The sequence below is a fragment of the Ruegeria sp. genome (assembly GCF_965221235.1).
In the GTDB taxonomy this organism is placed as follows: domain Bacteria; phylum Pseudomonadota; class Alphaproteobacteria; order Rhodobacterales; family Rhodobacteraceae; genus Ruegeria.
Genome location: NZ_CBDCRS010000003.1, coordinates 169789 through 185262, shown reverse-complemented (window position 1 = coordinate 185262; position 15474 = coordinate 169789). Strand labels below are relative to the sequence as shown.

The window sequence follows — 15474 nt, the reverse complement described above, 5'->3', positions numbered from 1 at the left end:
AGAGCTGCTTTCGCGCCCTTTGCCACAATTTCTCGTATATATTTTCCCTCTTTTGCAGTAGTTGAGTGATTATGGATGACATTAACAGAGCTAATACCAACTTAAGTCGAAACCTTGTGGCGCTATATGCGTTCGAAATGGTTGCGAAACACGGTAATTTTACAAGCGCCGGAGACGCTCTTGGGCTGACCCAGTCCTCGATCTCGCAGCGGATAAAAGGGCTGGAAGTGGATCTGGGCGTAGTCCTCTTTAAAAGAGAACACCGTGGTGTTTCTCTCACATACGAAGGGCTGAGGCTTTTGAATGTGGTCAGACCCGCAATGACGCAGATGAACTATGCGGTAAGCGCTTTGCTTGAGCGCAAATCGAAACCCAGGGTCCGGATTTCCGCGGATTTTGCGTTCTCAACGTTTTGGTTGCTACCGCGTCTGGGGTATCTGCGAGAGCAAATCGGCAATGAAATCGAAATCCAGATATTGGCCTCAACAGTGCCGCCTGGATTAGAGGACAATGATTGCGACATTCAAATCCACGTCGCACCAAAAAGCCAAATTCAAACCGATGAAATACTGCTGTTGGAAGAGGTCGTCGCAGCCGTTTGCAGCCCGCAGCTATTAGAAGAGATTAGGCCAATCCAATCACCCGCGGACTTATTGGATGTTCAACTTCTGAGTCTGTCAAAGCCAGCAACCGCCGCTTGGCAAACCTGGCAAGGATGGTTTGATAGTTTAGGCGTAACAGGTGAACGAAAGCGAAATTACATTAGTTTCAATAACTATGACATGGTGACCCAAGCCGCCTTGTCTGGCGAAGGCGTCGCTTTGGGGTGGATTGGATTGATTGATGATCTGCTCAGCAAGGGTTCTCTGGTGACCGTTACGGACGATTTGGTCGCTAGCGACGCAGGCTATGTAATGTCACTTAGCCCGAACAACTCGGGCCGGGGTCCCCGGCTTGTTTTTGACTGGATTGCGGAACAAGTTCTCTCAACATCTCCAAAATAGCGCGTCGTCGGACTGTTCGGCCGGTCAGGCATTTTCTGAAGTCACTTCGAAGAACGACTCGAGTATGGCAACGCTATGAAGCGACAATCAAACAACCAAAGCGGGCGGCGCCCCTGCAAAGCAAGATCATTAAACCTTATGGACGCCCGGCGACAAATGGCAGGGCAGAACTCGTTGATCCCTTTTACCGCCATGACATCCATTCGGAAAAAGCCTGAATTCAATGGCAGTCTGGGGATTGCGATCAGGCACTCGAGACCTTTCGGTCGGCACCTTCTTTGCCGATAGCTGCCAACACTATGCTTGCCGCCATTCATCATTGCCTTGGGAATTTGGAAAAGACGGCAAAAGCAATGGAAGTCTATGTCGCCTACAACCCGGGCTGGACCGCAACGCGAGAGCGCGAAGTAAACACTGGTTTGTGGACAACTCAGGGCGTTCTTGATCGTTGGCATGCAGCGATGGAAGCCTCAGGGATGCCCCCATGACGTTATTTTTCAAGGGAGACTTTGGGCAGGCCGCGAGGTTATGGTTGCTTTGTCAGCTTCTCGGGAATTGCAAAATTCGCGTGTGTATGTTCGGCTTGGGCTGCCAGGCGGCATCGCTTGGTTCGCTCATTATAGACGCTGGGAGGGACAGGATTTGAAACCAATTGAAAAGTCTCGCCGCAATCTTCTGGGCGGCATGGCAGGATTTATGGGCGCCAGTTCGTTGGGTGCAAAAGCCACCGCGGCTGTGCTGACACCGGACGCTCCAGAAGGACCGTATTATCCAACACCAGCCATGCGGACTCCGGATACTGACAACGATCTGGTCAAGATCCAGGATCGAGTTGAAGAAGCCGGAGGCGAAATCTTCACATTGCGTGGGGTTCTTACCGGCACTGACGGACAACCACTTGCCAAGCATCGCATTGAAATTTGGCAATGCGATGTTGACGGCAACTATATGCACCCGCGTGACCGCCGTAGCGTCAATTTTGACCAGGCTTTCCAGGGTTTTGGCCATGACGTTACGGATAATGGCGGCAACTACGTTTTCCGCACAATTAAGCCGACAATCTACCCCGGTCGCACACCCCATATCCACGTGAAGGTGCATGATGGCAGCCGAGAGTTGTTGACGACACAGTTCTACATCAAAGGCCATCCGAACAACGCCCGCGATGCATTGTTCAAACGCATGTCCCGGGCTGAGGCCAACGCTGTCTCTATGGAATTTGTTCAGGGTGCGACTGGGCTTGAAGCAACCGTCAATGTTGTCGTCTAGCGAAGAAGCATTAGACCGCAAAGTTCGGTTTTGAAGGTCTGCTTATCCTTGCGCCGCTGTTTGTGTTGCGGCCGCGGTTCCGGCAACGAAGTGACCCACCGCAAGCCCGAAATTTCAGCACTATGAACCATAGTGTTGCAAAGCTGGGGAAGTTCATCCACAGTATGGTGCATAGTGCGGGGATTGCCTCGCTTATCTCACCGGGTGACCCCCGCCCTATTCGGAGATTTCGGATATGAAAAAGAAGCCTGCTGTTTTACCCCGCGGATACCGCACTTGCACCGCGTCGCTTGCGGTTGCAGACGTCCCGGCCGCGCTGAAATTTTATGAAAACGCCTTTGATGCAAAGGTTCAGTCCCACGACGCCGAGGAAGAGCCCGGTTTTGCGACCGTCAAGATCGGCAACTCGATGCTGTTTGTAACTGCCGGCTGGGGCGTGCATGCACCAACGGCTCCGGGGGCGGTTATTCCCGTTGGCCACCACATGTATGTCGAGGATATGGACGCGGTGCTGGCAAACGCACTGGACCATGGCGGCAGCCTGATCTCAGAGCCGACCGACACATATTGGGGCGAACGCTGTGCGACGGTTGCCGACCCCTTTGGCCACATCTGGACGGTTGCCACACGTGTCGAAAACCTGAAATCCGACGAAATCAGCGAACGCCGCCAAGAGTTGCTGCGCGCATCTCAGATTCAAGGCACGGAAACAATCGAAGAGGCAGGCGCCGCGTGAACCGGCGCCCCTTGAAGACTGTGCGGACCATGAAGTACCTCTTGGGTAACAAGTAAGGTATTTCATGATCGACACCCCTCTTCCCACCTACACGATCCGTCAGAACGATCTGGCTGTTCTGGCCGCCGCGAACCGCATTGGCGACTACCCGGTTGCGGTGCGCACGGCCCGTGAGGTGGTCAGCGGCGGCTTTGCCAACCAGTCGGCACATCCCAACACCTGGACCGTCTACTTTCTGGTCGACGGCCAGTGGGCGCTGGTCGAATCCACACGTGGGCTGCGGCGCGAATGGTCCAGTCTGGACCGCTTGGAGAAGTGGCTGCGCAGTTGCGGGTTCAGGTTTTTCTGGGTCCGCAATGACATCGACTTTGTAGAAACACCCGGCGAGGACATAGCCGAGGAAGAGGTCGGGTAAGCAGCCTGGCCCAAAAATATCAACTGCCTGCGGATAGTCGGCTTGCGCTCACCTGCGGTTTCATGCTCGGATGAAGAACGCCAGTCGGACCTGACGATCGCAAGTGGCACAAAAAAGAGAAGATTATAAAAGATGACCCCCTTTGCGATAACCGGAATTCAAATGCATGTCGGCGCACTGCATTCGAATGTCGATGCGATGCTGCACCGGATCGACGTGATGATGGCCCGGTTTCCCTGGACCCAGATGGCCCTGTTCAGCGAGTTGGCGCCCTATGGTCCGCTCGACCGGTTTGCGCAGCCCTTTCCCAACGACGACCTGTCGCGTTTTCAGGATGCGGCGCGCCGTTATGGCATTTGGCTGATCCCGGGCTCGATGTTTGAAAAGCGCGAAGACGGACGGATTTTCAACACCGCGGTGGTGATCAACCCCGATGGCGAGGTCGTCTCGAAATACTCCAAGATGTTCCCGTTCAAACCCTACGAACAGAACATCGCCTCGGGTACGGATTTCTGTATTTTTGATGTGCCGGATGTGGGCCGCTTTGGCCTGTCGATCTGCTATGACATCTGGTTCCCTGAAACCACACGCCACCTGACCAGCCAGGGGGTCGAGGTTCTTTTGCACCCGGTTCTGACTGGCACAACCGACCGCGAGGCTGAACTGTCGATTGCCAAGGCAACCGCTGCGCAGTTCCAGTGCTATGTGTTCGACGTGAACGGGCTGGCTGCGGGCGGCGTTGGACGTTCGCTGGTGGTTGATCCATCGGCCACCGTTTTGCACCAGTCGGCGGGACAGGAAGACATTTTCCCCATCGAGATCGACCTCGATCAGGTCCGCCGCCAGCGCGAGATCGGGCTGAAAGGTCTGGGTCAGGTTCTCAAAAGCTTCCGCGACCGCGAAGCAGATTTCCCAGTTTATGACCGCAACAGCGGCGCAGATGCCTATCTGCACACGCTTGGCCCGCTGCGCATTCCACAAAAAGGTGACTCTGCCGGGGTTGCCGCATCAGACCCCAGAACGGCGCTGGGATATAGTGAAGACGCCGCGACCAAGCCCGACAACCTCTATCTCTACAAAGGGCGCTCAGGCACAGACTGATATCGGGGCAGCTTTTCGGTATCGGCAGAAAGGACATTGATTTCATGCACGGCATTTCCGACAGCGAAAAGCTCCCCTCTATTTCGGATTACTACAGCGCCTCGCAACTGAGGGCAGACCGATGGAGCGCGCTGCGGGAAACGGCAGAGTCCCTTGACCAGAGCGGCAGCGACAAGGATCGCGACCGTGCCCGCCTGCTGCTTCAGGCGCTGGCACCGATTGAGATGTATTTCGCCTTTCCGGGCGGCTCGGCCTTCGATTACCTGCGCCGGTTGCTTGAACATGGTAACTTCACCGACTTTTCCACCGCCGTGCGCCGGGTGTCGCGGGCGCTGACCTCTGGGGCCTATCGCCGTCGGACGATCCAGCTGATTGCGGATGAAACCGATGGCGACGAGTTCGAGGACGAGTCAACACAAAGCCACGAAGCCCGCGCGCTTGGGCGGCCTTATTTCGAGGTGATGATCGTCGACAATGTCAACGAGCATCAGGAACGGTTCCTGCAATCCAGTTTGCAAAGGATGCGGCGCAGCGAGGACCAGTTCATTTATGAAACTGTCGTCGTCCCCAGTGTCGAAGACGCGCTGATCGGGGTATTGTTCAACCAGAATGTGCAGGCGGTCATCGTTCGCCCGGGGCTAAGCCTGAAGTCAAAGAACGAAACCAATGTGTTGGGTCGCTATATCAGCCTCTATGGCGAGGGCGCTGATCTTGATGCTCTGTCGCCTTCGGAATACGGCCCCGAGACCTGCCGCCGGATCGGAATGCTGCGCCCGGAGCTGGATGCCTACCTGATCACTGACCGTTCAGCCGAGGATATCGCGGGGCTTGATCTGGGTCTGTGTCGGCGGGTGTTCTACAATCAGGAAGATTTTCTGGAACTGCACCTGAATATCCTGCGCGGGGTGCAGCGGCGCTTTAAAACGCCGTTCTTCACAGCGCTCAAAGAGTATTCCAAACAACCGACCGGCGTGTTCCACGCAATGCCGATCAGTCGGGGCAAATCCATCAGCCGCAGCCACTGGATTCAGGATATGGGGGCGTTCTACGGGTCGAACATCTTCATGGCGGAAACCTCGGCCACCTCGGGCGGGCTGGATTCCCTGCTGGAACCGCGCGGCCCGATCAAAGAGGCGCAAGAGGCCGCCGCCCGCGCGTTCGGATCCAAACAGACCTTTTTCGCCACCAATGGCACCTCGACCTGCAACAAGATCGTGGTTCAGGCACTGGTACGACCCGGGGATATCGTGCTGATCGACCGCGACTGCCACAAATCGCATCACTACGGCATGGTGTTGGCGGGCGCGAGCGTGGTCTACATGGACAGCTATCCGCTGCATGACTATTCGATGTACGGTGCGGTGCCGATCCGCGAGATCAAGCACAAGCTGCTGACCCTGAAGGCCGAAGGCAAGCTGGACAAGGTCCGGATGGTTCTGCTGACGAACTGCACCTTCGACGGCATCGTCTATAACGTGCAGCGGGTGATGCAGGAATGTCTGGCGATCAAGAAAGACCTTGTGTTCCTGTGGGATGAGGCCTGGTTCGGCTATGCCCGTTTCGCCCCCAATACGCGCGTCCGCACCGCTATGCGCTCGGCCAATCTGCTGCGCGAGCAGTTCCGCACGGCAAAACATGCCGAAGCCTATGCCGCCCAGCAGGCCGAACTGGAAGGCGCGGATGATGAAACCCTGCTGAATACCCGCCTGATCGCGCCGCCGGATGCGCGCGTACGGGTCTATGCCACGCAATCGACCCACAAGACGCTGACCGCGCTGCGGCAGGGCTCGATGATCCACGTCAATGACCAGCAGTTCAAAGGTGCGGTGGAGGAGGCCTTTCACGAGGCTTACATGACCCACACCTCGACCTCGCCCAATTATCAGATCATCGCCTCATTGGATGTGGGGCGCAGGCAGGTCGAGATTGAAGGGTATGAATTCGTCCAGCGTCAGGTCGAAAGCGCCATGGCCATTCGCCGCGCGATCACGACCCATCCGCTGCTGAAGAAGTATTTCAAACTGGTCACGGCGGGCGACATGATCCCCGAAGAATATCGCGAAAGCGGCATGACCAGTTACTTCGACCCCGATCAGGGCTGGGCCGATGTCTGGGATTGCTGGGCCAAGGACGAATTTGTTCTGGATGCCACCCGCATCACCTTGCATGTGGGCGCGACGGGCTGGGACGGCGATACGTTCAAGACCAAGATCCTGATGGACAAATACGGCATCCAGATCAACAAGACCTCGCGCAATACCGTGCTGTTCATGACCAATATCGGCACCACGCGCAGCTCTGTCGCCTATCTGATCGAAGTGCTGGTCGAGATTGCCAAGGAACTGGACGACCTGATGGAGGACGCCTCGAAAATGGAGAAGCGGGCCTTTGAAAAACGGGTCCGGAACCTGAACGAGCACGTCCCTCCCCTACCCGATTTCAGCCGCTTCCACGAAGCCTTCCGCTGCGAGGTCGGAACCGAGGCGGGTGATATCCGCACCGCGTTCTTCCTGTCATATGACGAGGACAATTGCGACTATGTCGAGCCGGACAAAGATATGCTCGACCGCCTTGAAGCGGGCGAAGAGCTGGTCTCAGCCACATTTGTGATCCCCTACCCGCCCGGCTTCCCCATTCTGGTGCCGGGTCAGGTGATCAGCCCCGAAATTCTGAAATTCATGCAGGAACTGGACGTCTCGGAAATCCACGGATTCCGAGCCGATCTGGGCCTGCGCATATTTACCGAAGACGCTTTGAAATCGGTCAAGAAATCATAAAGGACTGGGAGGAACACATGCCAAAGAAGGTGCTGAAGAACATCTCGGAAATCCGCCGGTATTTCCACACCAACAAGGACCCGATCTATTTCGTATCGGCAACAAATTTCAACCTGTTGGGGCTGGATGAATGGGTGATGAACTTCACCTATATCTGCTACATGGATTGCTTTGACGGACGGCATCCAAACGTGTTCGTCCCATCTGAGATGCCGCATGACGAGTTCCAGTCAATCGAAGATATCAACAACTATCTGCTTCAGCACAAAGAGGTCATCGACCTGGTCAAGCGGCGCGGTGGAAAGCCGAAATTCGTGTTCCTGATGTTCGACGAAACCACCGAGAAACTGGTCAAGGAACTGGGTGGTGAGTTGTGGTTCCCCAAGGCCAAGCTGCGCACCAAATGCGACAACAAGATCGAAACCGTCCGCATCGGCAACAAGGCCGGCGTGCCGTCAGTGCCCAACACGCTGAGCGTGGTCAAAAGCTATGACCACCTGCGCAAGATTTGCGACAAGGCCGGACTGGGCCATGATCTGGTGCTGCAATCCGCCTTTGGCGACAGTGGTCACACAACGTTCTTCATCAAGTCCGAAGCCGATTTCAAAAAGCACGAACATGAGATCGTCGGCGAAGGCGAAATCAAGATCATGAAACGGATCGACTGCCGCGGGGCAGCGATCGAGGCCTGTGCGACCTCGGAAGGCACCATCGTCGGCCCGCTGATGACCGAGCTTGTGGGCTTCAAAGAACTCACCCCCTATCGCGGCGGCTGGTGTGGCAATGAAATCTTCGCGACCGCCTTTCCACCCAAAGCACGGGAACAGGCGCGGCAACTGACCTTCCAATTTGGCGAGGAGCTACGCAAATCCGGTTATCGCGGGTATTTTGAACTCGACTTTCTGATCGACAAGAAAACCGGCGAGCTGTGGCTGGGCGAACTGAACCCGCGCATCACCGGCGCAAGCTCCATGACCAACCACGCGGCCTTTGCCCATGCCGATGCGCCGCTGTTCCTGTTCCACCTGCTGGAATTCTCGAAGAAGCCTTTCAATCTGGACGTTGAAGAACTCAACGCCCGCTGGGCCGACCCGGACATGATCGATAGCTGGTCGCAGATGGTGATCAAACACACCGATGACAGCGTCGACCGTATCACGCAGGCGCCGCAATCGGGGATCTACAAGATGCTCGAAGATGGCCGTGTGGTGTTCGACCGGTTCGACTATCACCGGCGCGCCGTGGGCGAGAACGAGGCGTTCTTCCTGCGTATCTCGAATGTCGGCGATTATCGCTATGAAGGGGCCGATCTGGGCATTCTGGTGACGCGCGGGCGGTCCATGACCAAGGGCTTCAAGCTGACCGAGAAGTCGATGAAGTGGATCCACGGCATCACCTCGGCCTATACGGCAGAACCGCTACCCGCTGCTCAGCCGATGGAAGACCCCGCATTCAAGATCATGTAGAAAGCCCCATGGCGCTCGTTTTTCGTTCTATCGACGAGGCGCAGCCCGGTCCAAAGCTGGCCGGGCTGTTTGCCGAGTACTGGCCGGCCTACCAGAAATGGTGGGCGCAAGAGGGGTATTCGGCCCGCCCCACCTATCGCGAATGTCTGCGCGCGCTGGAGCGGCACATGCCGGAATTCTTGCCGCTTTATGACGAGGTGGTCGAGCTTGTCGGCGGCAGCGACAGTCAGGCCCGCTTTCTCAGCTTCTACTGCCCGCCCAAATACCTGTCAGGATGCAGTCAGGCGATCTGGCAGGGGAAATCTCCGTTTCTGGTGCGTAACTACGATTACCACCCCAAAACCTTTGACGCAGCCCTGCTGAAGACCAACTGGGGCGGGCGCGGCGTGATCGGGATGAGCGATGGCATCCTTGGCCTGCTCGATGGGATCAACGATGCCGGTCTGACCGTATCACTGACTTTTGGTGGACGGCGCGAGGTCAGTGACGGCTTTGGCGTTCCGCTGATCCTGCGCTATGTCCTGCAAACCTGCGAAACCACAGCCGAAGCGGTCGACTGCCTGTGCCGCATCCCCTGCCACATGAGCTATAACGTCACCATTCTGGACGCGAAGTATAACTACAACACGGTCTATCTTGCACCGGACCGGCACCCGCAAATCTCGGACGCGCCGGTGGCCACAAACCATCAGGGCCATGTGGAATGGTCCAAACACGCGCGCTTTACGGCCACCGTGGAACGCGAGCGGTTTCTGCTTAATCGCCTGAATCAAAACCCCGAAAGCGAAAAACGTTTCATCGAGGCGTTCCTGCGCCCACCGCTTTATTCCACAGCCTTCAAATCTGGCTTCGGCACGCTTTACACAGCGATCTACAGGCCGTCCCGCAAACAATTGCAATTGCAATGGCCGGGGCTCAGATGGGATTTCTCATTTGATGATTTTGCAGATGGCCAACGGAGCATTCTTTTGCCGGACGGCGAACCGGTTCACTAAGGGGCGTGACCGGCGTGGACTGCATTCGGTCTTTTCGGGCAGGCGCCATCTGGCGCTCGGCGGTGGGTTGCCTCGGTAAATAGCCTTGCCCTTTCTTCATCCAATCGGATTAAAAAAAACCACGCGCACACCATGACATGATGAGTTTTCTGCATTACGTTGCGCCCTTCGAGAACACTCAGAGATCCGTTTCATGCGCCGCCGAATTCCTTCTATAACCGCGATGCTGTGCTTTGAAGCCGCCGCCAAGACCGAAGGCTTTGCGCGCGCGGCCGAAGAAATGAACGTCAGTCAAAGCGCGGTCAGCCGACAAATCCAGATACTCGAATCCTATGTCGGGCAATCTCTGTTCACCCGCACAAAGCAGCGCGTGAAATTGACGGCTGCCGGAAGGGCGCTTTTGGTCGAACTGTCGCCGCTGCTGGAAGAACTGGAACTCACGATATTGAAAACCCGGTCCCATGACAGCGCCGAGGGAAGTCTGAACATCGGGGTATATCCCACATTGGGCAGTCGATGGCTGATGCCGATTATCATGAGCCCCGAAGCCGAGAAGATTCGGCACATGCTCAACCTTGTGACTTATCTGAAAAACTCGGAAATTGATCCCAGCCTTGTGGATCTGGCGGTTGCGCAAGGTGATGGCCGCTGGCCTGGCTATCGCATTGATCGCCTGATGTCGGAAACGCTGATTGTTGTCGGCGCCGCCGAACAATTTCCCAAAGGCGTCCATGATCCCGAATGCTTATTGGAAAACAGAATTCTACAACACTCCACGCGGCCTCTATCCTGGCAAATATGGTTTCAGGCGCAGGGATTGAAACTGCCCCGCAAGATCATCGGCCCCATGTTCAGCCAATTTGACATGCTTATCGACGCCACCAAGAACGGCTACGGAATTGCCATCATTCCCGAGATTCTGATCCGCAAGGAATTGCAACAGGGCAGTCTGGTTAAGGTCCACACTTTCGAGGCCCGCACCAGCAGCGCCTATTACCTTTTGACACCCGAGACCAAAGTTGGCGTTGCCCGGGTCGAACGAATGCGAAGTTGGCTTCTGGATCAGATGCAGGCTGGCGACCACGTCGCCTGATACAGACCACTTTCTACAACTTGATGCGTTTTTCTCATGACCTCATGAGAGAAACCCAATATTCACAAACCGAGAATGCGAATATCCCTGCGACAAACACAGCTCGATTGGGAGATTCCTCAATGACCTTCATGCCACAGATCAAGGACGGCGACGTCGACCTGATTGAAAACGCCATGTCGTCCATGCCCGATTACAAATCGGTTGCGGATTTCGTGCCCGGCCCCGGTATCGCCCGGCTGGACCTGAAGTTTGACATCGAAAAGCTGCAAGAAGCTTTGGATGAGTGCCTGAAACGCGAAGAATTCATGGGCGGCATGCAGGATCAGGGCTTTGCCGCCCTGCCACTGACCCAGCGCCCCGGCCAGACTGAGTGGACGTCGAACGATCTGTCTGGCCGCTATTGGCTGCGCGCCGATGATCGCTATGTCGAAGAGCCCCGCGAAGATCTGGTGCCCGAGGTCGATTTCTCTGAATTCAACCCCAAGTTCAAAGGCACGTATTTCGAGCACGTGCATCAAGAACTGAACAAGCGTTTCCCCATCGGACGGACCCGCATCCTGTCCAAGGGTCTGTACAACTGCAACTCGTGGCACCGTGACCCCGAGCCACGCCTGCACATCCCGCTGATCTCAAACCCCGGCTCGCTGTTCATCGTGAACCACCATGTGACCCACCTGCCCGCTGATGGCTCGGTCTATTTCACCGACACGCGCGCCTATCACACCGCCCTGAACGGTGGTGAGAAGAACCGTGTGCATATCGTTGCCGCGCTGGCCTACGATCAGGTCACGGAATGAGCCTGTACGGGTATATTGCCGCAGATGCAGGGACCAACTGCATCTGCGATCTGCGCAGCGACACGATGACCAAACCCAGCGCCGGTATGCGTGAGGCTATGATCGCCGCGCCGCTGGGCGATGACGTTTATGGCGAGGACCCCACGGTTGCCCGTCTGGAACAGGAGCTGGCCGCACGTCTTGGCAAGGACGCCGCAGTCTTTTTCCCGACTGGTACGCAAAGCAATCTGGCGGCCGTAATGGCCCATTGCGGACGCGGTGATGAGATGATCGTGGGCGACCGTTACCATCTGTTCTGTGACGAGGCGGCCGGCGTGTCTGTGCTGGCCGGGGTTTCGATGAACCCGGTGCCGGTCTCGGATGACGGTGGTCTGGACCCAGACCGGATCACCGCTGCGATCAAGGTCGACGACCCGCATTACGCCCGCAGCCGACTGCTGAGCCTCGAAAACAGCGTCGGTGGCCGGGTAGTGCCGCTGGACCGGATCGCCGCCGGTGTCAAAGTCGCGCGCAAGGCGGGGCTGGCCGTGCATCTGGACGGCGCACGGTTCTTCAATGCGATCACAGCTCTGGGCTGTGACGCGGCGACCTTTGCGGCTCCGTTCGATACGGTTTCGGTCTGTCTGTCCAAAGGGCTTGGCACGCCGGCCGGCTCGGTTCTGGTGGGACCGAACAGCATGATGGGTCAAATCCGGCGCAACCGCAAAATTCTGGGCGGCGCGATGCGTCAGTCCGGCGTTCTGGCGGCGGCGGGTCTGTACGCTCTGGAACATCACGTGCCGCAACTGGCCGAGGATCACGCCCGTGCGGCGCGGCTGGCGGATGCGCTGCGCTCGACCGGAATCGGCGAGGTCCAGTGCCAGACCAACATGATCTTTCTGACCCCCACACCCGAGGATCACGCCCGCCTGACCAGCCATATGGCGCAGGCCGGGGTCAAGATCGGCGGGCAATCCCCCGCCATCCGCCTGGTCCTGCACCGCGATGTGGATGACGACGCACTGGACGCCGCCATCCGGGCGTTCCAAAGCTTCCCGCCCAGTACCTAATCCCCAACTTGGCCCTCGCTCTTTTCAAAACCCAGAGCGTGGGCCATTCTTCTTAGGCCCACGTCAGACCGATCCAGAGTCACAAACCGAGAGTCATCATGAGCGACCCCATCTCTTTCATTCTGAACACCCGGTATGACGACCTGCCCCAGCCGGTCGCACAGGATGCGGTTCGCGCCCTTGTCGATACACTGGGCGTTGGCATGAGCGCGGTCCAGACCGACCTGTCCCGGATCATCCAATCCCATGCGCAGATCATGTTTGGCGGACAGGCAGCGCAGATCTGGCCCGAGGGCAAGACCGCCAGCGCAGCCGGGGCGGCGCTGGCCAATGGCATGACAATCGACGCGCTGGATGCCCATGATGGTCACAAGCTGACCAAGGGGCATGTGGGCTGCGGCGTCATCCCCTCGGTCATCGCGATGGCGCAGGCCGAAGGCGTTACGGACGCACGGGAATTCCTGACGCTTGTGACCATCGGCTATGAAATCGGCACCCGCGCTGGCATCGCCCTGCACCGCAGCGCCTGTGACTACCACACTTCGGGCGCGTGGGTCGCTCTGGCCGCGGCGGCCATGGGCGCGCGCATTCTGGGGCTGGATGAAACCCGCACGCGCGAGGCGCTGGGGATCGCCGAGTACCACGGCCCCCGCAGTCAAATGATGCGGGCGATTGATGCCCCAACCATGGTCAAGGATGGCTCGGGCTGGGGGGCGATGACCGGAGTCTCTGCGGCCTATCTGGCCCGAGATGGGTTTACAGGCGCACCGGCGATTTCGATGGATGCTGCCGATTTGGCGGATATCTGGGGCGATATCGGGCAGCGTTGGTACATTCAGGACCAGTATATCAAGCTTTACCCGGTCTGCCGCTGGGCTCAGCCCGCCGCCGAGGCCGTCATGGCCCTGCACCGCGCGCATCAGTTCAGCGCAGACGACATCACCGCAATCCGGGTCGAAAGTTTCCACGAAGCCAAACGCCTGAATGCGATCCCGACGACAACAGAACAGGCACAGTATTCGCTGCCCTTCTCAGTGGGTGCAGCACTGGTCGCCGGAACCATTGGCGTTGACGAGGTGATGGAACCGGGTCTCAGCAACCCCGATATCCTGCGTCTGGCCCGCATGGTCGAGATTGAGGAAACCGACGCCTTCAACGACGCCTTCCCCGCGCGCCGCTTTGCACAAGCCCATATCGTACTGGCAGATGGGCGCACGCTGACGTCCGAGGTCACCGAAGCACAAGGCGATCCTGAAGACCGGGTGAGCCACGAGATCATCCGCGAGAAGTTCCTGCGCCTGACGGAACCGGTCATGGGTGAAGACAAGGCGCGGGCGCTTCTGGCCAGCATCGAAGGTCTTCCGAATGACGGAGACCTTTCTGACATGATCAACAGGCTCAGCTATAGAAGCTGAGCTGCCACACCCGCCGTAAGGGCAGATCAAGCCGTGTTGGCAGGGCAATACTAATGGCGCCGCTAGATGCTCTGAAACTATGTTCAGGCTAGGAATTTGGCCATTCGTTTGAAATCATCCGGGTAATCCGCGGTATAAAGATCGGAATGAAAGAGGCCCTTCCATGCTGTCCAAACTTGTTCAGGCCCTGCCCTCATCGCCGATCATTGAGGTGTTCAACAAGGCCTATACCTTGCGCCAATCCGGGGTCGATCTGATCGACTTTTCAGTGGGTGAACCCGATTTCGACACTCCCGACCATATCTGCGAGGCCGGTATCGCCGCAATCCGCGACGGCGACACTCGGTATACTCCGGTAGACGGGAACATGACCCTCAAGGCCGCGATTGCCCAGAAGTTTCAGCGCGACAACGGGCTGCCCTACTCCCCGGATCAGATCATCGCCTGTTCCGGGGCCAAGCCGCTGTTGGCTGCTGCAATCCAGTCCGTGCTGAACCCCGGGGATGAGATGATCCTGCCCACGCCGTTGTGGGCGTCGCATCTGGGTATGGTACAGGCCGTAGGTGGCCATCCGATCCTTATCGACACAGCAGATCACGCGTTCAAGCTGACACCAAAGGCGCTTGAGGCCGCAATCACACCTAATACGCAGCTATTGATGATCTGCTCGCCGTCGAACCCAACCGGTGCGGTTTATTCGGCCCCGGAACTTGAAGCATTGGCCGAGGTTCTGCGCGCGTACCCTCAGGTCAACGTGATCTCGGACGACCTGTATGAACATATCGTTTTTGATGGCGTGCAGTTCGCAACTCTGGCCGCTGTGGCTCCGGACCTGCAAGACCGGGTGCTGACCATCAATGGCGTGTCCAAAGCCTTTGCCATGACCGGCTGGCGCATCGGTTTTTCTGGCGGCCCGGTCTGGTGGGCGGATGGTATCCGCAGCCTGTTCAGTCAGACCAATGGCGGGCCGTGCTCGATCAGTCAGGCCGCAGCGGCTGCCGCCCTGACTGGTCCGCAGGCGTTCCTGAAGGACTGGAGCAAGATCTATCAGGCCCGCCGCGATATTGCCCTGTCCGGACTGGCAGAGATCGACGGACTGAAGACGCAAACCCCACAAGGCGCGTTCTACTTGATGCCCGATTGCGGAGAATTTTTGGGCCGGGTCAAATCGGACGGTCAGATCATCGAGACGTCAATCAACCTTGCCTCGTATCTTTTAGAGAACGGAGTCGTCGTGGTGCCCGGACCGGGTTTTTCCTGCGATCCGTTCTTCCGCATGTCGATCGCAACATCGGAATCCAACATCCGCGAAGGTGTGCGCCGTATGAAAACCGCGCTGGATCTTCTGACGTAA

At 57.5% G+C, this 15474-nt stretch carries 13 protein-coding genes; all 13 read left to right on the top strand.

Annotated features, from left to right (window positions below):
• Window positions 1–71: 71 nt before the first annotated feature.
• The 13 genes from ACOQOY_RS01315 (at window position 72) to ACOQOY_RS01255 (ending at window position 15474) form a co-directional block, all read left to right on the top strand.
• Window positions 72–1004 (top strand): LysR family transcriptional regulator, encoded by a 933-nt coding sequence (locus tag ACOQOY_RS01315; RefSeq protein WP_420583688.1) that lies wholly within the window; start codon window positions 72–74, stop codon window positions 1002–1004.
• Window positions 1005–1646: 642 nt separating this feature from the next.
• Entirely contained in the window at window positions 1647–2273 is a 627-nt protein-coding gene (locus ACOQOY_RS01310; protein ID WP_420583687.1) for a hypothetical protein, read from the top strand.
• A 235-nt stretch (window positions 2274–2508) separates the two neighbouring features.
• Window positions 2509–3009 (top strand): VOC family protein, encoded by a 501-nt coding sequence (locus ACOQOY_RS01305; RefSeq protein WP_420583686.1) that lies wholly within the window; start codon window positions 2509–2511, stop codon window positions 3007–3009.
• A 64-nt stretch (window positions 3010–3073) separates the two neighbouring features.
• On the top strand, window positions 3074–3424 hold the full coding sequence (locus tag ACOQOY_RS01300; protein ID WP_420583685.1) for a hypothetical protein: 351 nt from the start codon (window positions 3074–3076) through the stop codon (window positions 3422–3424).
• A gap of 132 nt (window positions 3425–3556) precedes the next feature.
• Window positions 3557–4525, top strand: coding sequence for a carbon-nitrogen hydrolase family protein (locus tag ACOQOY_RS01295; RefSeq protein WP_420583684.1), 969 nt, complete (start codon window positions 3557–3559; stop codon window positions 4523–4525).
• A gap of 44 nt (window positions 4526–4569) precedes the next feature.
• Window positions 4570–7302 (top strand): aminotransferase class I/II-fold pyridoxal phosphate-dependent enzyme, encoded by a 2733-nt coding sequence (locus ACOQOY_RS01290; protein WP_420583683.1) that lies wholly within the window; start codon window positions 4570–4572, stop codon window positions 7300–7302.
• Window positions 7303–7319: 17 nt separating this feature from the next.
• On the top strand, window positions 7320–8768 hold the full coding sequence (locus tag ACOQOY_RS01285; RefSeq protein WP_420583682.1) for a biotin carboxylase: 1449 nt from the start codon (window positions 7320–7322) through the stop codon (window positions 8766–8768).
• A gap of 8 nt (window positions 8769–8776) precedes the next feature.
• Window positions 8777–9763 carry a C45 family autoproteolytic acyltransferase/hydolase gene (locus tag ACOQOY_RS01280; protein WP_420583681.1) on the top strand — a complete coding sequence of 329 codons (987 nt, stop codon included), beginning with the start codon at window positions 8777–8779 and terminating at the stop codon, window positions 9761–9763.
• Between the two features lie 193 nt (window positions 9764–9956).
• A complete protein-coding gene (locus ACOQOY_RS01275; protein ID WP_420583680.1) occupies window positions 9957–10856 on the top strand; it encodes a LysR substrate-binding domain-containing protein in 900 nt (299 codons plus the stop codon).
• Window positions 10857–10978: 122 nt separating this feature from the next.
• Window positions 10979–11656, top strand: coding sequence for a hypothetical protein (locus tag ACOQOY_RS01270; protein ID WP_420583679.1), 678 nt, complete (start codon window positions 10979–10981; stop codon window positions 11654–11656).
• Window positions 11653–12705 (top strand): low-specificity L-threonine aldolase, encoded by a 1053-nt coding sequence (gene ltaE, locus ACOQOY_RS01265; RefSeq protein ID WP_420583678.1) that lies wholly within the window; start codon window positions 11653–11655, stop codon window positions 12703–12705. The genes ACOQOY_RS01270 and ltaE overlap by 4 nt, the downstream gene beginning before the upstream one ends.
• Before the next feature lie 98 nt (window positions 12706–12803).
• The gene (locus ACOQOY_RS01260) at window positions 12804–14120 is read left to right on the top strand and encodes an MmgE/PrpD family protein (protein ID WP_420583677.1); all 1317 of its coding nucleotides are present in this window, start codon (window positions 12804–12806) and stop codon (window positions 14118–14120) included.
• Window positions 14121–14283: 163 nt separating this feature from the next.
• Window positions 14284–15474 carry a pyridoxal phosphate-dependent aminotransferase gene (locus ACOQOY_RS01255; RefSeq protein ID WP_420583676.1) on the top strand — a complete coding sequence of 397 codons (1191 nt, stop codon included), beginning with the start codon at window positions 14284–14286 and terminating at the stop codon, window positions 15472–15474.